At 29.8% G+C, this 20,688-nt stretch carries 21 protein-coding genes and 1 other annotated feature; of the genes, 15 read left to right on the top strand and 6 right to left on the bottom strand.

What is annotated here, in order from left to right; genetic code table 11:
- Positions 1-17: 17 nt before the first annotated feature.
- On the bottom strand, positions 18-596 hold the full coding sequence (locus B5X81_RS03710) for an ABC transporter substrate-binding protein (protein WP_079489445.1): 579 nt from the start codon (positions 594-596) through the stop codon (positions 18-20).
- A gap of 230 nt (positions 597-826) precedes the next feature.
- On the opposite strand from B5X81_RS03710, the gene tpx reads away from it, so the two are divergent.
- Complete coding sequence (gene tpx / locus B5X81_RS03715) at positions 827-1,339, top strand: thiol peroxidase (RefSeq protein WP_079489447.1); 513 nt, start codon at positions 827-829, stop codon at positions 1,337-1,339.
- Between the two features lie 142 nt (positions 1,340-1,481).
- On the opposite strand, the gene B5X81_RS03720 is transcribed toward tpx, so the two are convergent.
- Both B5X81_RS03720 and B5X81_RS03725 read right to left on the bottom strand, forming a co-directional pair.
- A complete protein-coding gene (locus tag B5X81_RS03720; RefSeq protein ID WP_079489449.1) occupies positions 1,482-3,611 on the bottom strand; it encodes a HAMP domain-containing sensor histidine kinase in 2,130 nt (709 codons plus the stop codon).
- Positions 3,586-4,272: a response regulator transcription factor gene (locus B5X81_RS03725; RefSeq protein ID WP_079489450.1), complete on the bottom strand. Its 687-nt coding sequence runs from the start codon at positions 4,270-4,272 to the stop codon at positions 3,586-3,588. Before B5X81_RS03725 ends, B5X81_RS03720 begins: the two co-directional genes overlap by 26 nt.
- 358 nt (positions 4,273-4,630) lie before the next feature.
- On the opposite strand from B5X81_RS03725, the gene B5X81_RS03730 reads away from it, so the two are divergent.
- Together B5X81_RS03730 and B5X81_RS03735 are read left to right on the top strand one after the other, a co-directional pair.
- Positions 4,631-5,095 (top strand): C-GCAxxG-C-C family (seleno)protein, encoded by a 465-nt coding sequence (locus B5X81_RS03730; protein WP_079489452.1) that lies wholly within the window; start codon positions 4,631-4,633, stop codon positions 5,093-5,095.
- A gap of 13 nt (positions 5,096-5,108) precedes the next feature.
- Positions 5,109-6,041: a TDT family transporter gene (locus tag B5X81_RS03735; protein WP_079489453.1), complete on the top strand. Its 933-nt coding sequence runs from the start codon at positions 5,109-5,111 to the stop codon at positions 6,039-6,041.
- A 50-nt stretch (positions 6,042-6,091) separates the two neighbouring features.
- On the opposite strand, the gene B5X81_RS03740 is transcribed toward B5X81_RS03735, so the two are convergent.
- Both B5X81_RS03740 and B5X81_RS03745 read right to left on the bottom strand, forming a co-directional pair.
- Positions 6,092-6,391 (bottom strand): STAS domain-containing protein, encoded by a 300-nt coding sequence (locus B5X81_RS03740; protein WP_079489455.1) that lies wholly within the window; start codon positions 6,389-6,391, stop codon positions 6,092-6,094.
- A 15-nt stretch (positions 6,392-6,406) separates the two neighbouring features.
- On the bottom strand, positions 6,407-8,074 hold the full coding sequence (locus B5X81_RS03745) for a methyl-accepting chemotaxis protein (protein ID WP_079489456.1): 1,668 nt from the start codon (positions 8,072-8,074) through the stop codon (positions 6,407-6,409).
- Between the two features lie 399 nt (positions 8,075-8,473).
- Between B5X81_RS03745 and B5X81_RS03750 the strand changes: the two genes are divergently transcribed.
- The 7 genes from B5X81_RS03750 (at position 8,474) to B5X81_RS03780 (ending at position 14,824) form a co-directional block, all read left to right on the top strand.
- Complete coding sequence (locus tag B5X81_RS03750; protein WP_079489458.1) at positions 8,474-8,851, top strand: MarR family winged helix-turn-helix transcriptional regulator; 378 nt, start codon at positions 8,474-8,476, stop codon at positions 8,849-8,851.
- A 100-nt stretch (positions 8,852-8,951) separates the two neighbouring features.
- Positions 8,952-9,305 carry a carboxymuconolactone decarboxylase family protein gene (locus tag B5X81_RS03755; protein WP_079489459.1) on the top strand — a complete coding sequence of 118 codons (354 nt, stop codon included), beginning with the start codon at positions 8,952-8,954 and terminating at the stop codon, positions 9,303-9,305.
- Between the two features lie 137 nt (positions 9,306-9,442).
- A complete protein-coding gene (lpdA, locus tag B5X81_RS03760) occupies positions 9,443-11,149 on the top strand; it encodes a dihydrolipoyl dehydrogenase (protein ID WP_079489461.1) in 1,707 nt (568 codons plus the stop codon).
- A gap of 183 nt (positions 11,150-11,332) precedes the next feature.
- Complete coding sequence (locus B5X81_RS28330) at positions 11,333-12,283, top strand: L,D-transpeptidase family protein (RefSeq protein ID WP_079489462.1); 951 nt, start codon at positions 11,333-11,335, stop codon at positions 12,281-12,283.
- A 174-nt stretch (positions 12,284-12,457) separates the two neighbouring features.
- Positions 12,458-12,889 (top strand): PspC domain-containing protein, encoded by a 432-nt coding sequence (locus tag B5X81_RS03770; RefSeq protein ID WP_079489464.1) that lies wholly within the window; start codon positions 12,458-12,460, stop codon positions 12,887-12,889.
- A gap of 1 nt (position 12,890) precedes the next feature.
- On the top strand, positions 12,891-13,778 hold the full coding sequence (locus B5X81_RS03775) for a LiaI-LiaF-like domain-containing protein (RefSeq protein ID WP_079489465.1): 888 nt from the start codon (positions 12,891-12,893) through the stop codon (positions 13,776-13,778).
- A 437-nt stretch (positions 13,779-14,215) separates the two neighbouring features.
- Positions 14,216-14,824 carry a winged helix-turn-helix domain-containing protein gene (locus B5X81_RS03780; RefSeq protein WP_079489467.1) on the top strand — a complete coding sequence of 203 codons (609 nt, stop codon included), beginning with the start codon at positions 14,216-14,218 and terminating at the stop codon, positions 14,822-14,824.
- A gap of 54 nt (positions 14,825-14,878) precedes the next feature.
- Here the strand turns inward: B5X81_RS03780 and B5X81_RS03785 are convergent, their stop codons facing one another.
- Positions 14,879-15,415: a cob(I)yrinic acid a,c-diamide adenosyltransferase gene (locus tag B5X81_RS03785; RefSeq protein WP_079489468.1), complete on the bottom strand. Its 537-nt coding sequence runs from the start codon at positions 15,413-15,415 to the stop codon at positions 14,879-14,881.
- A gap of 222 nt (positions 15,416-15,637) precedes the next feature.
- Here B5X81_RS03785 and B5X81_RS27270 point away from each other — a divergent pair, with 222 nt between their 5' ends.
- From B5X81_RS27270 to B5X81_RS03810, 5 genes are all read left to right on the top strand, one after another.
- Entirely contained in the window at positions 15,638-15,784 is a 147-nt protein-coding gene (locus tag B5X81_RS27270) for a hypothetical protein (RefSeq protein WP_170917263.1), read from the top strand.
- A 204-nt stretch (positions 15,785-15,988) separates the two neighbouring features.
- Positions 15,989-16,342 carry a hypothetical protein gene (locus tag B5X81_RS03790; RefSeq protein WP_079489470.1) on the top strand — a complete coding sequence of 118 codons (354 nt, stop codon included), beginning with the start codon at positions 15,989-15,991 and terminating at the stop codon, positions 16,340-16,342.
- Positions 16,343-16,359: 17 nt separating this feature from the next.
- Positions 16,360-16,848 carry a flavin reductase family protein gene (locus tag B5X81_RS03795; protein WP_079489472.1) on the top strand — a complete coding sequence of 163 codons (489 nt, stop codon included), beginning with the start codon at positions 16,360-16,362 and terminating at the stop codon, positions 16,846-16,848.
- A 117-nt stretch (positions 16,849-16,965) separates the two neighbouring features.
- A complete protein-coding gene (gene pgsA / locus B5X81_RS03800) occupies positions 16,966-17,493 on the top strand; it encodes a CDP-diacylglycerol--glycerol-3-phosphate 3-phosphatidyltransferase (RefSeq protein WP_079489473.1) in 528 nt (175 codons plus the stop codon).
- 65 nt (positions 17,494-17,558) lie between these two features.
- Positions 17,559-17,777, top strand: a binding site (T-box leader).
- Between the two features lie 210 nt (positions 17,778-17,987).
- Entirely contained in the window at positions 17,988-20,642 is a 2,655-nt protein-coding gene (locus B5X81_RS03810) for a valine--tRNA ligase (protein WP_079489477.1), read from the top strand.
- Positions 20,643-20,688: the final 46 nt, after the last annotated feature.

Genomic DNA, 20,688 nt, shown 5'->3' on the forward strand with positions numbered 1-20,688 from the left:
TCTTTACTTGTATGGTATCATATGAATAGTAATACATAATCACCTTCACCACCTTTAAAAGCTCCAGCCATTACTGCAAACTGGATATCAGTTCTAACAGTAACATCTTTTCCAGGCTCTAGACCATGTTTTCTAAGTACATATTCCAACGTCATCTCAGGCATTCCACCTTTTCTTCCTCCTATGATGGTTTTTCCATTAAGCATATCAAAGGTAAAGTTGTCGTTTTTTTCTCTTCCTACTAAGAATGAACCATCTCTTTGAGTAAGCTGTGCGAAATTTACTGCATAATCTTCTTTTCTCTGATTGTAAACATATACTGATGCTTCTGGACCCATAAAACCTATGTCTGCCTGATTGGATAATAAAGCAGTCATTGTTTTATCGGCACCATTAGTATTTATGAGTTCTACTTTAAGACCTTCTTTTTCAAAAAATCCTTCCGTTAAAGCTACGTATTGAGGTGCATAAAATACTGAGTGAGTTACTTCTGCAACGGTAACCTTTGTAAGCTCTTTTTCGCCACAACCTGTTAAAACTATAGAAAAAATTAGTATTGCAGACAATAACAAGGAAATGACTTTAAACTTTTTCATATAAATCCCTCCATAATAAAATTTTGCCTATAATTTTATTATATTCACTATATTTTTAAAGGTTACAATTGAGTAGGTTATATAAAATTAATTGCTTGGGAAGAGCTATATAATAGATTTGCTAATAGAAGGCCCAATTAAGCCATGATAAATAAAACGTATGTTATATTTATCCCATATTGGGTATTAATAATATCAAAAGAAAGGTATAGGAATAGAGGAGGAATATTATGAGAAAAGATATTATTAAATTTGGTGGAAAACCAATAACATTAAGAGGTAGAGAAATCAAAGCTGGAGATATTGCCCAAAATTTTAGTGCAGTTAATCAAGATTTATCTAAATTTAATTTTTATAACGATACGAAGGGAAAAATAAAGGTTATAAGTGTTGCACCTTCCATAGATACATCAGTTTGTTCCCTTCAAACTACAACCTTTAATCAAAGGGCTTCAGAGTTTAAAGATGATGTTGAAATAGTTACTATTACAGTAGATTTGCCCTTTGCTCAAAAGAGATTTTGTGGAGCAAAGGGGATTGAGAATATTCAAGTAGTATCAGACCATAAGGACCTTGACTTTGGAGAAAAATATGGCTTTGTAATAGATGAAATGAGATTGCTTTCTAGAGGTATAGTTGTAGTAGATAGGGACAACACAGTTAAATATGTTGAATATGTTGAAGAAGTAACCAACGAACCCAATTATGAAAAAGCTTTGGAAGAGGTAAGGAAATTAATATAGGATTTAATTTAATTATAGAAAAACACCACAGTCAAATAGAATCTTTTCTGCCTGTGGTGTTTAATATTGATACCAAAAAGAATTACCAAGACCTCAAAAATCAAATCTTAAAATTACAAATGTCTACTTAAGCTTATTTGTACTATTTCAGTAGAACAATAACAACCTTAAATAAATCGCCATCAATTTCTATGTTGAATGTCCCATTTTGTAATTCTATAAGACTCTTCGCAATAGATAATCCAAGACCGCTGCCTTCACTGTTTCTGGATTCATCTCCACGTTTAAAGCGCTCCATTAGTTCATTTGCATTGATGTTAAGTTCATATGAGGATATGTTTTTTATTATAATAGTAACGTTATTGTCTGAATCGATTATATCAATATAAACTCTGGAGCTATTAAGGGCATATTTAAAAATATTGGACATAAGATTTTCTATTACACGCCATAAAAGTTTACCGTCTGCTTTAACAAATACTTTTTCCTTTGGATATTTAAGCTTAAAATCTAATCCAGAAGCAGCTATTTTGTCATCCAATTCCCCCATTCCTTGCTTTATTAGAGATATTACATCTATTTCTTCTAAATTTACTGGAATACTGCCACTAGATGCCTTTGAGGCTTCAAATAGGTCATCGGTTAATGCTTTTAGTCTTAAGGCTTTTTGATCTAATACATCTATATATTTTTCTGCATTTTCAGATTTCAAACCTTCTTTTTTTAATAAATCTATATAGGTTATTATAGAGGTAAGGGGAGTTCTTATATCATGGGATACATTACTTATAAGCTCAGTCTTTAATCGCTCACTTTTAAGCTCATTTGCAACTGCTTTACTGAGGCCTTCAGCTATGCTGTTTATGTTATCAGCGAGCTTTGCAAACTCACCCTTTCCCGATATATCGATTACATGATTAACATGACCTTCCTTTATCATAGTTACGCCCTCTTTTATTGCAGTAAATTCTTTTGTCTTCTTAAATGATAGCCATAATGTTACTCCTACAGCTCCAGAAGCAATAAAAAATACTAAAATAGCAGGTATAAAAGCACCAGTCAATAGTGCGAGCATAAGGGAAGATAACCCTATTATTAATGGGCAGCCTATTGAAATTAACAAAATTTTTATGGTGAAATTCCCACTATTGTATATTTCACATATAAGCCTGAATAGCTTATTGAATATATTGTATATTAATGTATGCTTTATAAGGGTTCTATTCTTAATATGCTTAACTAGGGATAGGACTAATAATAAGCCCAAAGTACCCAATGCAGCTGTTATATATGGGATTAGAATATAAATATCTTTTATAAATATAAATTCCATTGCTCCAAACCATAATACTATAACACCTAAGCACAGTATAATATTAATATCATTGTAAAGTCTATTGACGAAATTTAAATAAAGCTTATTATCTTTAAAGGATTTTCTACCAATAACCAATATTAAGTATATAAATGCAAGTAATAGACCAACTAATAAAGTTGCCACATTATATAGAGTGTCAGTTATAGCAGCTTTGCTTTTTTCCCATTTTTTAATTTTATCATTCAAGGGCTCTTCAATAAATGCAATATACATAGTATGGTTTGCTTTCTCTAATCTTCCAGCATTCCTTGTAATCAAGTAATCATTATAATACTTAGGATTAGTTTTTACTTCCTTAGGAAAAACTATTTCTTCAGATTTATCAAAAATTAGATAAGCAGGATAGTTTTTAAAATATTTTTTAGATTTACTTGGGCTATTAGTAAATTCATTTTCACCATCGCTTGCATAATATAAAATTCCATTTAAGTTTTGTAATTTACTTAAATATGAATCAAATATTTTCAAATCCTCTTCGATTAATTTATTTTTACTTTGGAATATTTCATCGGCATTATATCTTTCAAAGGTTTCATAATTTTTATCATCAGACCAGTTAGGATTATAGTTATTGGAATTTTTCTTGAACTCTGAGAAGAGATGTTCTTTTTCTCTTTGCAGATCCCCTGTAACTGTTTTACCAGATAAGATATAATCCTTGTTTTTGTACTTTGTGATTAAAAGGGATAGATAATGGGTTAAAGAGTCTAATTCCCTTATATAATCTTCACCATGATAATAATTATCCTCAAAAACTATATCTATTTCACCCTGGGTTGATTCCATCAAATTTATAAATATAGTTATACTACTGGTAAAGCAAGTTATTACTATTATAAAAACAATAATTTTTGTTATTATTGAATGACTAAAATTTTTCCATTTTATAGCCAATTCCCCACACCACCTTTAAATATTTTGGTTCCTTTGGATTTATTTCTATCTTTTCTCTTATTCTCCTAATATGTACCGCAACTGTATTTTCTGGATTATAGGCTGGTTCATTCCAAACTTTTTCATAAATTTCATCTATGGAATAGACCCTGCCGGCATTTTTTGTTAAAAACTTAAGTATTTTATATTCAAGGGGAGTTAATTTAATTAATTGTCCATCAACAGTTACTTCTTTACTTTCATCCTTTACAATTAATTCACCGGTTTTATAAACTCCAGCTTTAGGGGTGAAGCTTCCAAGATTTGTATACCTTCTAAGCTGGGATTTAACCCTGGCTATAAGCTCTAATGGGTTAAAGGGCTTTGTAATATAATCATCGGCTCCTATGTTTAGTCCCATTATCTTGTCCATATCTTCAGATTTAGCAGAAAGCATAATAACTGGAATGTTTTTAGTTTCTCTTATTTTATTTGTAGTCTTCATACCATCCATTTTAGGCATCATTATATCCATAATAATTAAATGAATTTCTATATTATTTAATATATCCAGTGCTTCCAGTCCATTATAAGCCTTTAAAATACTGTAACCTTCATTTTTTAAGTATATTTCTATAGCTTCAACTATTTCTTTATCATCATCGCATACTAATATATTCATAAAGTGTCACCTCTTATTTTTTTTGTAGACATATTATATCACATCCCTTCAATATATAAGCTTTAAATATGAAGATTCAAGTAAAGCTATTAACTTTCTAACTCCCATGCTTAGATGATAACATTTGTATCTTACAGAATAGTTAATAAAATTCTTAAGGTTTTCTTAAGAAAAGAAATCAATAAAAATTCCTAATCACTTTGACTTTGTTTATATGCTAAATAATGAAGATATTTACTAAAAAATAACTATAATATTTTGAAATAGAAAACAGTTATATATTTAAATTTTTAATTAGAAATCCACAATCTTATCTGATATATTTAAAAGTAATTGAATCAAAATGGAGGAGATATAAATGAAAAAGGAAGTAAGTATAAAAAAGATTAAAAATGATGCGGAAGAATCATTTAGAAGAGGCGATTTTTACTGTTCAGAAGCCATAGTGAGTTCTATAAAAAATAATTTTGAAATTGATATGCCCGATGAAATGATTGCAATGGCTTCTGGATTTCCAATAGGAATAGGAAAATCAAAATGTGTTTGTGGAGCAGTATCAGGTGGAGTATTATCTTTAGGATATTTTTTCGGAAGAACAAAGGGTGGAGATCCAAAGGTTCAAAACACTTTGAAATTAGCTAATGAATTACAACAAAGCTTTAGAGATAATCATGGGTGTTTATGTTGCCATGTTCATACAAAGGGAATGAATATGGCTTCTGGTGAGCATAAAAAGCAATGTATATCCTTTACAGGTGAAATAGCTCAGAAGGCAGCTCAAATAATAGTAAGAGAGCTTAATCTTAAAAATATAGACGAATAATGGGGAGTGAGAAATGGAAAGAGTAATAAGAAAGGTTCCTCTACCAATAGCAGGACTGATGTTGGCTTTAGCAGCAACAGGTAATTTAGTATTGTCTTATGGTAGTATATATAGAAATGTTTTTGGATTAGTATCTTTGGTAGTATTTATGCTCCTAGTAGCTAAAATTTTAATTTATACTAAATCAGTTGGTGAAAAACTTAAGAATCCTGTTATAGCCAGTGTAAGTCCAACTTTTTCTATGGGGATGATGATTTTATCTACTTATATAAAACCGTATTTTCCTTTAGGTGCTTATATAATTTGGGTATTAGGGTTATTGATACACTGTGGTTTAATAATTTACTTTACAAAGAATTTTATTTTTAAATTTGATATTAGAAAGGTTTTTCCAAGTTATTTTGTAGTTTATGTGGGTATTGTAGTTGGCAGTGTTACAGCTCCGGCATATAATATGCTAAAGCTTGGTCAGATAATATTTTGGTTTGGGTTTATTTCCTATATGATTTTATTACCGATAGTAATTTACAGAGTTTTTTTTATAAAGGAAATTAAAGAGCCCGCTTTGCCAACAATAACTATATTTGCAGCACCTGCAAGTTTATGCTTGGCAGGATATATGAGTAGCTTTACAGAAAAAAATATGAGTATAGTTATATTTTTAACGGTTTTATCACTTTTTATGACTTTATCTGTGCTTTTATACATGCCTAAAATGTTAAGAATTAAATTTTATCCAAGTTATGCAGCATTTACTTTCCCATTTGCGATTAGTGCCATTGCTTTGAAAAAGGTTAATGGATTTTTAATCAAAACTGATCAAGGAATGGAGGTATTAAAATATATAGTAAATCTTGAAGAATTGATTGCAGTTATAATTGTAGTTTATGTATTAATAAAATACTGTGGATTTGTTTTTGCTAAAGAAAAAGCTATTTCTTTCTAAGATTAAAGAGGCCTGTACTTATTTAAAATAGGTACAGGCTATCTATATAACTAGTCTACTATTTGAAAAAAATCATTTAATTTTGTAATTGTTAAAATCCTATCTACTAATCTCGGTATACTTTTTAAAATCATATGGCCTTCTTTTTCATTCATTACTTTAAGGAGTGAAATTAAAATACCTATTCCTGAGCTATCAATAAAGGTAATGTTTTTCATATCTAGAACTAATGTTTCTATATCCTTTGTTATATTACTTTTAATTTCTTCCTTAATATTATTGGAGTTTTCAAACGCTACTTTTTCCTCTAGTCTTACAATAAGGGAATTTTCTCCTTTTTCAAATATCATATTATCACATCCTAATCAATCTAGTTTAAATTCATTTATGCTATTAATAAGATTTTCTGAAATATCCTTTAGCATATCAGAAGTAGCTGCCAGTTCTTCCATTGTTGCTGTTTGTTCTTCAGTAGCTGCTGCAATTTCTTCAGTTGCAGCGGCATTTTCTTCAGAGATAGATGACAAGGTGTATACCATTTGTTCTAACTCATTACTTGTATCAATTAATGAATTGGTTATTTTTTCAACGCCTTCAAGTTCATTAGCAGTATCTTCAGTATGTTTAACTATTTTATCTAATTCATCCCCTGCTCCTCTAATATTTTCCACTTGTTTTTTAATTTCTTCCTCATTAAACTCCATAGAGTGAACAGAAACTTGAGTTTCAGAAACAATATCTTCTATAAGGCTAGTTATTTTTTTAGCAGAAATACTTGATTCTTCAGCTAGTTTTCTTATTTCCTGAGCCACTACTGAAAAGCCCTGTCCATATTCACCTGCTCTTGCAGCTTCTATTGCTGCATTTAAAGCAAGAAGATTTGTTTGAGAAGCTATTCCATGGATAACTTCAACAATGCTGCCAATCTGCTGAGATCTCTTCCCTAAGTTTTGTATTGATTTAGTTGCAAACTCTACAGTTTCAGTGATTTTATCTAGTTCATCAATTGTCGAATGCAGATATTGGTTTCCGTTTAAAGCAGCATTATAGGAGCTTAGAGATTTTTGTGATGCAATATTAAAGCTTTCCTTAACATCTCCACTGATATCATTTAGTTGATTAGAAACATTTTTTAAGTTGTCAGCATCTTCAGTTAATCTAGTGCTGCCTGATGCCATATCCTGGATGTTAATGGCAATTTCTTCAGCACTTTTGCTTGTTTCTTTTGAGGAAATTCTAATAGAATTACTATAGTTTTCCATATCATCAGAGTTTTCCTTAATCTTCGATATAAGATTTTTTAGATTCTCAATCATAGTTGAAAAGGACTTAGCTAAAATACCAAGCTCATCCTTGGAAGAATATTGAATTTTCACATTTAAATTTCCCTTGGATATGGCTAAGGCTTTATCTGACATAGTTCTAATTGGTTTAACAAGCCATTTGTTAAAAAATAATACTATTAAAACTAATATAATCACAGTAATTGATGAAAGTATAATTACTAAGGTTTTAATATTTTCAATATCTTTGTGAGATTTAGCCTCAATATTTTTAATATCTTTATCGATAATGCCTTCGAATTCTCCTATTAGACTTCTAACTTTGTTAACGGATTCAGTAAAATCTGTTCCAAATAATACTTTAGCTTCATTGATTTTTCCAGACCTATAGAGGGAAATAACTTCTTTTCCTAGATCATGTATTTTTTTATGGGGTTCTTCTATTGCTTTATGGACATCCTTTGTAGAGTCTGTTGGCTTAAATGAGTAATACCATTTACCAAAACTACATTCAGTGTGGGAGTTTACCTCTGGAATTTCTCCAGTTGCAAACATTCTCGTTATATTTTCCATCCAAATTATATGATCTATTTCTTTGTTCAATAGAAATTTAGATAATTCATAATGCTCTTCTATAATTTCTTGATTTGTAGCTAGTTTTTCATTAGATATAAAAAAACTATATGCTAGTACTGCTGATACTAAAAAAATAATAATAAAACTAATAGATATTTTATGCAGTATTTTCATTACGTAATCTCCTTTCTTGTCTAAAAAATCTTCTATACAATTCTAATTTATACCCAAGTAAATTTAAATTATATATAATTTATGAAAAGAATTTAAAAAAATGATATAATATTTTTAAAAGTTGAAAAAAACCTTAAAATAGAGGACAATAAGTTATAGTACAGATTAAAATATATAGTGAATTAAATTCAAAATTAAATTTATACATCAAAAAATCCAAGAAGCATCGATATTTTTAGAGTGTATAAATTAAGTTTTACTATAATAAACCCTATATAATAAGGGTTTTAAAAAATTTTTAACTATTATAAAGAGGTGATATAATTGTTTAATCTGGATACATGAGTTGCATATATAGCTGATAACTCCACTAAATATATTGCTGAAGTTTTTGATAACATTCTTCACAAAAAAGGAGTTACCAGAGTGCAATGGATTGCACTTTATTATTTAGGGATACAGGAGCATACAAATCAAAAAGAATTGTCAAGTAGAATGAATATAAAAGAGTCAACTGTGGCTAGGCTTGTAGATAGATTGGAGCGAGATGGTCTTGTTGTTAGACAAAGAAGTGAAGAAGATAGGAGGGTTTATAACCTTTTACTTACAAAAAAGGGGAATGAATACAGAAAAGAGTTACTTCCAGAAGGAGAGAAATTTAACGAAATAGTATCCAGTAATATTACGGAAAAAGAAATGCAAACCTTTATGACGGTATTAGATAAAATGATTAATAATATAAGATATTATAGAATTAAAAAAGAAAGTGAAAAATAAATATTTATTTTTTAACTAAGATTGATTGACATTTAACAAAATACTTGCTATACTAATAATTAGTATAGCAAGTATAAAATGTGTAAGGAGGAGTAGAAATATGTCAAAAAATCCAAGAGAACTTTTGAATGCTTTTATTGGAGGTCTTGAAAAATTAGGTGAAACCAATGGTGAAAATATAGAAGCTTTTATGGGATTACTTGGAAAATCCTATGAACCGGGAAAACTAGATGTAAAGATGAAGGAGTTAATAAGTGTGGCCATAGGTGTATATAACCGTTGTGAGTATTGTATAGTATTCCATACTTACAAAGCCCTTGAAGCTGGAGCTACTCGTGAAGAAATAATTGAAGCAGCTATGGTATCTGTTGCCTTTGGTGGAGGACCAACAATGGCATATAGTGTAACACTGCTTAAAGATTCTATAGATGAATTTGAAAAAGATTTCCAATAAGTAGAAGGCAGCTTAGGCTGTCTTCTAAATAATTTTTTTATTAAGACCTCGAAGAAACATCTTAAAATTAGAATTTTGGATTTGCAATTTCAAATTTATAGTCATATGAATTTGCACCTATAAAGGAGGTTTTAAAGATGGCTAAAATAAAACTAAATAAATTAACTGGACATGCAAAAGAAGGAATAATAGGAGCAATTAATAAAAAAATAGGAGATACAATTAACTCAGGTGAAACTTTGCTGGAGATTGAATCCAATAAAGGAAATATAAGCGTTGAATCAGAAGTATCTGGGAAGATATTAGCGATAGAAGTAGAGGTAGGATCAAAGGTTAAAATTGGTGATGTGTTGGCTGAGATTGAAGGAGAAGCTTCAGAAAGTAAAGAAACGAAAAGCAAAGGAAAATTCGATTATTTCGGCAGTTTAATGAAGCCGCAGAAAAAGGAAATTAATACAGATATTACAATAATAGGCGGTGGGCCTGGTGGATATGTTACAGCATTACAAGCTGCAAAATTAGGAGCTAATGTTGTTTTAATAGAAAAAGAGAAATTAGGTGGAACATGTTTAAACTGGGGATGTATTCCTACTAAATGTTTTGTAAGATCTTCAGAGGTTTTTGAAAATCTTAAAGAAGCAGAAAAATATGGATTACAAGCGGAAAATGTTTCAGTGGACATGAAAAAAGTAGTAGAAAGAAAGAATAAAGTAGTGACTCAACTTGTAGATGGAATAAAATACCTTCTAGACAAAAACCATGTAAAAGTGCTACAGGGTAAAGGAGAAATAATAAATAAAGAAACTGTTTATGTGAAGGAAAGAAATGTTGAAAACACAATTAAGACGAAAAATATCATAATAGCCACTGGATCAGAAACCTTTACTTTACCGATACCTGGAGTTGATTTGGAGAACGTTATAACTAGTAATGAAGCATTGGATATTACAAGCTTACCTAAAAGCCTTGTTATAGTTGGAGGCGGAATAATAGGTATGGAATTTGCTTTTATTTTTAATAGCTTTGGAGTTGAGGTGTCAGTAATTGAATATTTAGATAATATTCTTTCAGTACTTGATGAAGATGTTTATGAAGAGATAACCAATATAGCTATAGAAAAAGGGATAAATATTTATACTGGTTCAAGGGTTGAAGAAATTATGGAAAGTGAAAATAAGGAATGTATTGTGGTTTTTAGTAAGGATGATAAAAAGAAATTTATTTGTTCAGAAAAGGTTTTAATGGCAGTAGGGAGAAAACCATATTTAGGAAATTTGGACATAGAAAAATTAGGCGTAGAATTAAATGACAATAAAAAGGGTATAAAAGTTAACGAAAAGATGCAAACCAGTGTATCAAATATATATGCAATTGGTGATGTGACTAATAAAATACAGCTAGCCCATGTGGCATCCCATCAAGGTATTATTGCTGTAAAAAACATTCTTGGTGAAGGTGTAGATATGAACTATGATGTAGTACCTAGTGGAATATTTACTAATCCGGAGATTGCAGTAGTTGGGCTAGGGGAAAAAGAAGCTATGGACAAGGGTTTGGATATACAAGTAGGAAAGTTTCCATTTGAGGCCAATGGTAAGGCTTTAACTATTGGAGAAAGTAAAGGTTTTATTAAGCTAATTAAAGATAAAGCTACAGGTAAAATAATAGGGGGATCAATTATTGGGCCCCATGCCACTGACTTAATAGCTGAAGTTGCTTTGGCAGTAAAAAATGGATTAAAGGCAGAAGATATAATTGAAACAATTCATGCACATCCTACCACAGCTGAGGCAGTTCATGAAAGTGCATTAGCAACAGAAGGTGGAGCAATACATTTTGAATAAAAAATCAAGAAGCATTCATATTTTAAAATACAGTCATTGTAAAATTACAGTGTCTGTTTTTTCTTTTTTAAAAAAGTATGTGGAATATCATCTAATAAAGACTTTAAAATGAAAAAATTACATATAGATTTCTTTAATATAATATCTCTAAATTTAGAATAATAAATTTAGGAGGTATTTTTTATGGTTAGAAAGCATAAAAATATTATTCTAATATGTATAATAATATTTTGTTTTTTTAATATCTATAGTATTACATTTTTTGTTTCTAAAATTGAGGATGCAGCTTTAGTATTTTCACAACAAGAAAGTAGCAATACAAATATGATATTTATTAATAGGTTAGTTAAAGACGGTAAAGTAGTAAAATTACTTAGAGAGGAAGAAGAGCTTGGTGAGATTATTATAGATGATAATCTATCATCGGATAGAAAAGAAAAAATTAGTTTCTTTAGAACCTTGGGTTTATATAACATAGGCGCAGATGTCAAAGAACTAAACATATCTTTATATTATTTAGGTTATGGTACTAATAAAAATTCACGTATTTTTGATAAGAAAACAAAAGAAGCAGTCCGAGCTTTTCAAAGAGATTATAAATTGAAAGTCGATGGCTTTGCAGGAATACATACAATAGGAGCTTTGAATCAAACATTGAAATCTAAAAAAATTACAATACCAAATTGTGAACCTAATGTGCAAAAGGTTTTATCAAATAATTATTGGATAGTTATTAACAAAGATGCCAATATATTAAAATTGTACAGAGGACAAAAATTAGTGAAAAAATATCCTGTGGCCACAGGAAAAGAAAAAAATTATACACCTGAAGGAAAGTTTAAAATAATAAGGAAAAATATAGACCCATATTGGGGTGGGGGAAGAGATAAAGATCCAATAAAGGGAGGAGTTCCACAAAATCCATTGGGAACAAGATGGTTAGGATTAGATTTTGGAGGAGGAACTTTGTATGGAATTCATGGAACTAATAATCCTAGAAGTATAGGTAAGCATGTATCAAATGGATGCATTAGAATGCATAATAGGGATGTGGAAGAGCTTTTTAGTATTGTTAAAAGAAATACCATGGTATATATAGGGACAGATAAAAAATTAAATCAGTATATTTATTAGCCGCCGATGAAAATATCAGCGGTTTTTTTATATTTCATATTTCAGGTATTTAGATGAATTAATAAATTCCCAGCAGTACCTTGTAAAACAAGATAGCTTATGTTATACTATAATCCATGAAATTAATATATAAATGGCAATAAGTATGAGAAAACGTAGCAAAGGAGTGTTAAAATGTCAAAAAAATTATTTCGTTCACCAAATGACAAAATCCTTGCAGGGGTATGTGGAGGAATTGCAGATTATTTTGCAATTGATCCTACATTAGTTAGAATTGTATGGGTTATTTTTACTTTAATGGGTGGAGCGGGAATAATAGCATATATAATATGTGCTGTAATTTTTCCTGAAGGGTCAGGTAATGATACTGGATTAATTGGTGATGAATATGTAGTTGGAGCAAAGAATTATGAAGATAAGTATAATAATTATGATGATGAGGGACATGATAAAAATAAAATTTTAATAGGTTCTATACTTGTTGTTTTGGGAGTTTTATTCCTGATTAGAAGATATGTTTACTGGTTCGATTTAGGTAAGCTTTGGCCAGTCGTTTTAATAGGTCTTGGAGTATTTATTATATATAAAGGAAAGGAGGGAAATTAATTTGAGGAGCAATGGTCTGACAGGCGGACTAATATTGATATGTATAGGTATCTTTTGGCTATTAATGAACTTTGGGATTATAAACTGGTCAATTCTAGATGTGATGTTTCAGTTATGGCCATTAATACTTATCGTAATAGGTATTAATATTATTTTTAAATCCAAAAAGTTTATAAGGTATATAACTTGGGGGATATTTTTTGTTATCATAATTTTATTTGGATTTTATAATCAATACAGATTTGAAAATGATATTGTGTTAGATTCGAATTCAAATATAAACATTGAAAAACGTGCAGAAACTACCAAGGGAAAATTAAAACTTCAATTAGGTAGCGGAAATATAAAAATAAAGTCAACGGGAGATAGGTTATTAAGAGCTAAAATACCTAATTCTAAAGTTAAAAAGGAAGTAAGATTTAGCAATGATAACACCAATGTGGATATAGATATTGAGCAAAGGTCCGATTTTATTAGATTTGGTGACAAAAAAGACTATGATTATGATTTGGAAATAGATGAAACTTTGCTATGGAATTTGGATATAGACACAGGTGCAATAAATGGAACAATGGATTTTACCGATCTAAAAGTAGAAAAACTTGATATAGATATGGGAGTATCTAATTTAAACTTATTGTTTGGAGATAAACAAGAAAAAACAAAGGTTGATATTGAGGGTGGAATATCAAATCTTGAGATAACTATACCGGAAAATCTTGGGACTGAAATTCAAATTAATGGTGGGCTAAAAAATACTAATATTCATGATTTGGGATGGAGAAAGCTAGGAGATAAATATATATCTCCAAATTATGATGAAGCTGAAAAAAAACTTGAAATAGATATTGATACAGGTATTGGAAGACTCAATGTGAGAGAAAAATAGAATTCAAATATAAGAAGGAAATTAGTCCTTCTTTTTTTATTGAAAATCTTAAAATACTATTGAAAAAAAATAATAATAACTTTAAAATATTATTAACGTAAAAAATATTTTAATAAGATAGATTTTATATAAGAATAAGCAACTTTAAGACTTAATTTGATTATCTTTATAATTGAGCAAATTGCATAATTACCTTCCTAAAAAATTATTTACTACATATAGTTTTAAAATCTTCAAAGCCATACCATCGAAATATATTTAATTCTAAATAATTAAATTAAGGATAATATTCGCATATGCAACCCAGCCAAATTAGAGTTATGCAATTTCCTCAATTAATATTAAAAACCCCGATATGAGAACTGTCATGAAGAGTCAAATTATAATAATATTTTTGTTGTTTTTAGATTGAAGGCTTAACATGGAGGTGATATTTTATGGAAAAAATGAAAACTTTAACTACATTAGAAGAAATTAAAGCTTTTTCAGACCCATATAGAATGCAAATAATAAGATGCTTTAAAGAGTTAGGAGAACCTGCTACTGTCAAGCAAATAGCTGATGAAATGGGGGAAGTTCCTGCAAAGGTACATTACCATGTGAAAAAGCTTGAAAAGGCAAATATTTTAGAGCTAGTATATACTAAAGAAATTAAAGGTATCATTGCTAAATATTATAATCCTACTGCCAAGTTTTTTAGAATAGAAAATTGTGATTATGAAATGCCAATGTTTAAAGATTTCTTAACTAAGACTCAAAAGTTGTTTTCAAATGTTTTTGATGATGCTAAAAGAATATTTATTGAACAATTAGATTCTTTTCAATCAGATAAGTCCGATGAGAATCTTAAAGAAAGTGAAAATCTTGAAGATGGGTTTATAACGTCATCATATTTATATTTAAATGAAAAGCAATATATAGATCTTCAAAACTATATTAAAGATTTGAGCTATGAAAATCAAAAGAAGGATAATAAAGAAAAAGAAAAGTATTTTTTAATGACAAGTATAATAAGAATAGAAGATGAAAAAAATAATCGAAGGTAGAGACCAAAGTCTCTACTTTCGATTTGTAAAATTTTATATATTTTTAACGTTTTACTATTTTTTAAAATCTACATATGCTAAGTTCACTTCTAAATATCTTGCCAGTGTATAAATAACATCTGATAGTCTGTTTACATATTTAATTAATATTGAGCTTACCTCCTCAGTACGAGACAATGTAATTATTCGTCTTTCTGCTCTTCTACATATAGTCCTTGAAAGATGAAGTGCTGCACTGCTTTTATTACTTCCAGGAATTATAAACTTAGATTTTTGATTTTCATTCATTTTTGATAAATATTCATCAATTATTTTCTCCAATTCCTTAACATTTTCATCATTGATTTTTTCAGGGAAATTCCCCTTTTTCTTTGTTGCTAATTCTCCAGCCACATTAAATAAGGATCTTTGTATCTGTAATATGATTTCATTGATTTTCTCATTTTCTATAAAATTTTTGGCAAATCCAAGTGAAGAATTTAATTCATCAATTGTTCCATAGCTTTCTACTCTAATTGAATCCTTATCAACTCTAGTATTATCATAAAGGCTTGTTTTACCTTTATCGCCGGTTTTGGTATAAATTTTCATATGAGCACCTCCTATTCTATGATTTATATATTAAATATTTACCCCATACATAATATTTTATTCTAGAGATTAGATAAGTAACCTTAGAGTTTATTAAGTGAGGGAAATGAATAATTATCTCAATCAATTTAAAAAAAATATATTGGATTTTAAAAATAGAAGTATAAATTGTAGAAAATTAGCATATAATTTCTAAAAAGGTTAAATATGGAGGTTTGCTAAATGCGTGAAGAATTGGTAGATATAGTGGAAGATTTTATTAAGCTTTGTGATAAGCTCCTTGAAAGTGGAAAGATAGACAACAAAATGTATGATGAATTGACGCAAAAGAAGGTAGAATTTCTTAAAGATACAAAAAGAGTAATTTAAAAAAATTACTCTTTTTGTATCTTTTATGAATAACCTTTTGGCTGAAGAGAAGAATATTATATATAAATAGTTCATAGACATTTTAAATATAACCAAATATCATAAATTTCATAGAAAAATGCGATCTATTTACTATTTTTCATGAAATTTACATTATATTTTAAATTTGGTTATATATAGCAAGGACATTTTGGAGGGATTTGAATGTCTAATTATAATTATGAAATAAAAATTGATAGCAATTGTAATAAGTTTGGGTATATAAGAGGTAATATAGATAATTATGCATGGTTTGCATTGGTTCACAAGGAGGCTGTAGAAAATGGTATAAATCCTGAAGATTTAAGTAAAGGGGTGGGGAGGATTACTAGATTATGTCTTTATAAGGACCATTCAGACTTTTTAGGAAATCCTCATATGCCTTCACTAAGTGTAAAAAGATATATTTTTGCAAATTATCACAGGGATTGGAGTGTTTTAAATAGAAATTATTATGATATGGTAAAAGAATTGATAACTTATTTGGAAAGGAGGTATTCTTTAAGATTAGTTAAATGATAAAAGGGGGAATTTAGTTGAATACAAAAGAAAAAAGTTTTAAACAAGCATTAAAGAAAATAGCCAATACTGTGGCAATTGTAACATGTGAAAATGGTGAAAGAAGAGATGCTACAACTGTTGCATGGATAACAAAGGTTTCAAATGTACCACCTCTTATAATGATCAGTGTTTCATCAAAGAGATATATTCATAACTTAATAAGTGAAGCTAAGGAATTTAATGTAGCAATAATAGGAGAGGAATTGGAAGATTTAGCTTTATTTTGTGGGACAAAAACAGCTTATGATGTAGACAAATTTAATGAATGGAACATAGAAACAATGAAGCCCTATTTGATATCATCACCCCTTATAAAGTCTGCATTAGTTAATTTGGAATGTACTTTAGTCAATAAATTTGAAGTGGGAGATCATACTGCATTTATTGGGGAAGTTGTAGCTGCTCATAATTTAAGGGAGGGAAAACCCTTAATAGTTACTGATAGATTATGTACATTAGATTAATAATAGCATATAATAGTAGAAAGAAAGTTGAAATTCTTTTGCTAAACATGTAAAATATTGTTTTAGGAAGTTATATAATCCTAATTTACTTCTTTAACCAAAATAAAGGAGAAAAATATGAATCTACCTAATATTTTAACAACTATAAGGTTTTTACTGGTGCCCCTATTTATTTATGTTTTTTTTAGTGAAGCTAAAGAGAGCATCATTTATGCAACATATATTTTTATTTTAGCAGGAGTAACAGATGTTCTAGATGGTTATTTTGCGAGAAAATATAATTTAATAACAAAGTGGGGACAAGCAATGGATCCATTAGCTGATAAATTAATGCTCATTACTGTACTTATATGTTTTACTATTAAAAATTATTTACCGATATTGGTAATTATGATTGTTGGTCTAAAAGAGATTCTAATGATTTTAGGAGGAATATTTCTTTATTACAAAAAAGATAAAATTGTTATTCCAGCAAACAAATTTGGAAAGATTGCCACTGTGAGTTTTTACATAGCAATTTTATACATGGCCTTTAAATTGCCCTATAGTATAATACCGATCTCTTTGGCAATCATATTTGCTCTATTTGCTTTAATAAAATATATATTACAATTTAAGGAATTAAAACAAAATACTTTTATATAGATTTTTAAAACAAGATATATACTTGACTTTTATTTATTATATATATATAATAAATAAAAAATTGTATAAAATCAGTGAAGAAGAGGAGTAGGAATGCAAAACATCTAGAGAGGGAAATTCGAAGGCTGGAAGATTTCCTATGATAATTGCTTTTGAAGGTAGCTTCTGAGATGCTGAATTGAAGATGAGTAGATTTAGCCGGGATATCCCGTTATAGATATTAGAGTGTTGGTTATATACTGAAAATAGGGTGGTACCGCGAAACAAGCCATTTCGTCCCTTTGTGGATGAAGGGGCTTTTTTATTTGTTTGGAATATGGAACTTGAAACTACTGTGTGGGGGGGAATACGAATGGATATTAAAATTAGGTCTGTAAAGTTAACTGATGCACCTGATATAAACGAAATGAGAATACAGGATGGGGTAAGTGTTAGAAAAGAGTATCAGGTACCACAGCAATTTAAATAAATTATGAGTTAAAGGAGATGGTAACATGACAAAAGAAAATTTAGCAACCAAATATAATCCTAAAGAATTTGAAGAAAAAATATATGATATGTGGATGAGTGAGAACTATTTTAAAGCTGAAATAGATCATGATAAAGAGCCTTATACTATAGTATTGCCACCACCTAATATTACTGGACAGCTTCACATGGGTCATGCACTAGACCAGACATTGCAGGATATACTTATTAGATGGAAAAGAATGCAGGGTTATTCTGCTTTATGGCTTCCAGGAACAGACCACGCAAGTATAGCTACTGAGGTAAAAGTAGTAGAAAAAATCTATAAAGAAGAAGGAAAAACAAAGGAAGAAATAGGTAGGGAAGAGTTCTTAAATAGAGCATGGGATTGGAAGAAAGAATATGGAAATAGAATTACTGAGCAAATGAAAAAGCTTGGAAGCTCATGTGATTGGGAACGTGAAAGATTTACAATGGATGAAGGGTGTAACAAAGCAGTAACAGAAGTATTTATCAAATTATATGAAAAAGGATATATTTATAGAGGCAATAGATTAATAAATTGGTGTCCAGATTGTAAGACATCACTGTCTGATGCCGAGGTTGAACATGAAGAAAAACAAGGTTTTTTCTGGCATGTAAAATATCCAGTTAAAGATAGTGATGAATATATTGAGATTGCAACCACTAGACCAGAAACAATGCTAGGTGATACAGCGGTAGCAGTACATCCTGAAGATGAAAGGTATAAGCATTTAGTAGGTAAAACACTTATATTGCCAATAGTAAATAGAGAGATTCCAGTTATAACAGATGAATATGTAGAAATGGAATTTGGAACTGGTGCAGTTAAAATAACTCCAGCTCATGACCCAAATGACTTTGAAGTAGGTCTTAGACATGATCTTGAACAAATTAATGTAATGAACGAAGATGCAACAATGAATGAAAACGCTGGTAAATATGAAGGTATGGATAGGTATCAGTGTAGAAAAGAGCTTGTAAAGGACTTAGAGGCTGAAGGATACTTAGTTAAAATAAAAGAGCATGATCATAATGTAGGAGCATGCTATAGATGTAATACTGTTGTTGAGCCAATACTTTCAGAGCAATGGTTTGTAAAAATGGAAGAACTGGCAAAACCGGCTATTGAAGCTGCTGAAAACAAAGATGTGGAATTCGTACCAGAAAGATTTACTAAAATATACTCACATTGGCTAGAGAATATTAGAGACTGGTGTATATCAAGACAATTATGGTGGGGACATAGAATTCCTGCATATTATTGTAATGATTGTGGAGAATTAATGGTTAGTAGGGAAAAACCACAAAAGTGTACTAAGTGTAATTCATCGAATATAAGACAGGATGAAGATGTTTTAGATACTTGGTTCAGTTCAGCCCTCTGGCCTTTTTCAACATTAGGTTGGCCTGAGGAAACAGAGGATTTAAAGTATTTTTATCCAACCGACGTTTTAGTTACTGGATATGATATTATTTTCTTTTGGGTTGTTAGAATGGTATTTTCTGGCTTAGAACAAATGAAAGAAGTTCCCTTTAAGCATGTATTTGTACATGGTCTAATTAGAGATCCCCAGGGAAGAAAGATGAGTAAATCCTTAGGTAATGGTGTGGATCCATTAGAAATAATAGATGAGTATGGAGCTGATGCTTTAAGATTTATGCTTGCAACAGGAAATAGTCCTGGTAATGACATGAGATTCTTCATAGAAAGGGTAGAAAGCTGTAGAAATTTTGCCAATAAGTTATGGAATGCGTCTAGATTTGTATTAATGAATTTAGACTCTGAAGAGTTAAATCAAGAGTATGAAAAGCAGCTGACTCTTTCTGATAAATGGATACTGTCAAGATTAAATACACTTGCTGATGAGGTAACAACAAATCTTGAAAAATTTGAACTTGGAATAGCAGCTAGTAAGCTATACGATTTTATCTGGAATGAATATTGTGACTGGTATATCGAGTTGGTTAAACCAAGATTGTATGGTGAAGATTTTGATTCTAAACGTACGGCTCAGGATGTACTAACTGAGGTATTAGAAAATATATTAAAGCTTCTTCATCCATTTATGCCTTATATAACCGAAGAAATATGGACTCATTTACCAGATATCAAAGATCATGTAATAGTAGCCAATTGGCCAAGTGCAGATAGGGAAAAAATAAAGCCAGAAGAAGAGAAAAATATGGAATTAATCATGGATGCAATTAAGAACGTTAGAAATATTAGAGCAGAGATGAATGTAATTCCATCTAGAAAAGCGAAAGTTATTATTGTGGCCAATGAAGATGTATTTGAGACTATAGTAGAAAACAAGAGTTATCTAATGACATTGGCTAGTGCTTCAGAAGTAATAATTAAGAAAGATAAGATAAATATACCCGAGGATGCGGTATCGGCTGTTATAAATGGTGGAGAAATATTTATTCCCCTTGATGATCTTGTGGATTTTGAAAAGGAACTTGAAAGACTGGAAAAAGAAAAAACTAAACTTGAGAAAGAGCTGGATAGAGTTAATAAAAAGTTATCTAATAAAGGATTTATTAATAAAGCCCCTTCTAAATTAGTTGAAGAAGAAAAGGAGAAAAAAGATAAGTATCAGGAAATGTATGATAAAGTATTAGAAAGATTGGAGTATACTAAAAATAAGCTAAAGTAGTATTATAGCCCAGCTTTTTTGCTGGGCTTATATGGATAGGGGGATT

The sequence above is a fragment of the Maledivibacter halophilus genome, assembly GCF_900167445.1.
Taxonomy (GTDB): domain Bacteria; phylum Bacillota; class Clostridia; order Peptostreptococcales; family Caminicellaceae; genus Maledivibacter; species Maledivibacter halophilus.

What these genes read in the sequence shown, in the direction of transcription:
- B5X81_RS03725 (WP_079489450.1), bottom strand. Translation starts at nt 4,272, where the DNA reads ATGAATATATTAGTATGCGATGATGATAAAGAAATAGTTGAAGCTATA.
- B5X81_RS03790 (WP_079489470.1), top strand. Translation starts at nt 15,989, where the DNA reads ATGTCTAATTATAATTATGAAATAAAAATTGATAGCAATTGTAATAAG.
- tpx (WP_079489447.1), top strand. Translation starts at nt 827, where the DNA reads ATGAGAAAAGATATTATTAAATTTGGTGGAAAACCAATAACATTAAGA.
- lpdA (WP_079489461.1), top strand. Translation starts at nt 9,443, where the DNA reads ATGGCTAAAATAAAACTAAATAAATTAACTGGACATGCAAAAGAAGGA.
- B5X81_RS03730 (WP_079489452.1), top strand. Translation starts at nt 4,631, where the DNA reads ATGAAAAAGGAAGTAAGTATAAAAAAGATTAAAAATGATGCGGAAGAA.
- pgsA (WP_079489473.1), top strand. Translation starts at nt 16,966, where the DNA reads ATGAATCTACCTAATATTTTAACAACTATAAGGTTTTTACTGGTGCCC.
- B5X81_RS27270 (WP_170917263.1), top strand. Translation starts at nt 15,638, where the DNA reads ATGCGTGAAGAATTGGTAGATATAGTGGAAGATTTTATTAAGCTTTGT.
- B5X81_RS03770 (WP_079489464.1), top strand. Translation starts at nt 12,458, where the DNA reads ATGTCAAAAAAATTATTTCGTTCACCAAATGACAAAATCCTTGCAGGG.
- B5X81_RS03780 (WP_079489467.1), top strand. Translation starts at nt 14,216, where the DNA reads ATGGAAAAAATGAAAACTTTAACTACATTAGAAGAAATTAAAGCTTTT.
- B5X81_RS03710 (WP_079489445.1), bottom strand. Translation starts at nt 596, where the DNA reads ATGAAAAAGTTTAAAGTCATTTCCTTGTTATTGTCTGCAATACTAATT.
- B5X81_RS03745 (WP_079489456.1), bottom strand. Translation starts at nt 8,074, where the DNA reads ATGAAAATACTGCATAAAATATCTATTAGTTTTATTATTATTTTTTTA.
- B5X81_RS03740 (WP_079489455.1), bottom strand. Translation starts at nt 6,391, where the DNA reads ATGATATTTGAAAAAGGAGAAAATTCCCTTATTGTAAGACTAGAGGAA.
- B5X81_RS03735 (WP_079489453.1), top strand. Translation starts at nt 5,109, where the DNA reads ATGGAAAGAGTAATAAGAAAGGTTCCTCTACCAATAGCAGGACTGATG.
- B5X81_RS03755 (WP_079489459.1), top strand. Translation starts at nt 8,952, where the DNA reads ATGTCAAAAAATCCAAGAGAACTTTTGAATGCTTTTATTGGAGGTCTT.
- B5X81_RS03810 (WP_079489477.1), top strand. Translation starts at nt 17,988, where the DNA reads ATGACAAAAGAAAATTTAGCAACCAAATATAATCCTAAAGAATTTGAA.
- B5X81_RS03785 (WP_079489468.1), bottom strand. Translation starts at nt 15,415, where the DNA reads ATGAAAATTTATACCAAAACCGGCGATAAAGGTAAAACAAGCCTTTAT.
- B5X81_RS28330 (WP_079489462.1), top strand. Translation starts at nt 11,333, where the DNA reads ATGGTTAGAAAGCATAAAAATATTATTCTAATATGTATAATAATATTT.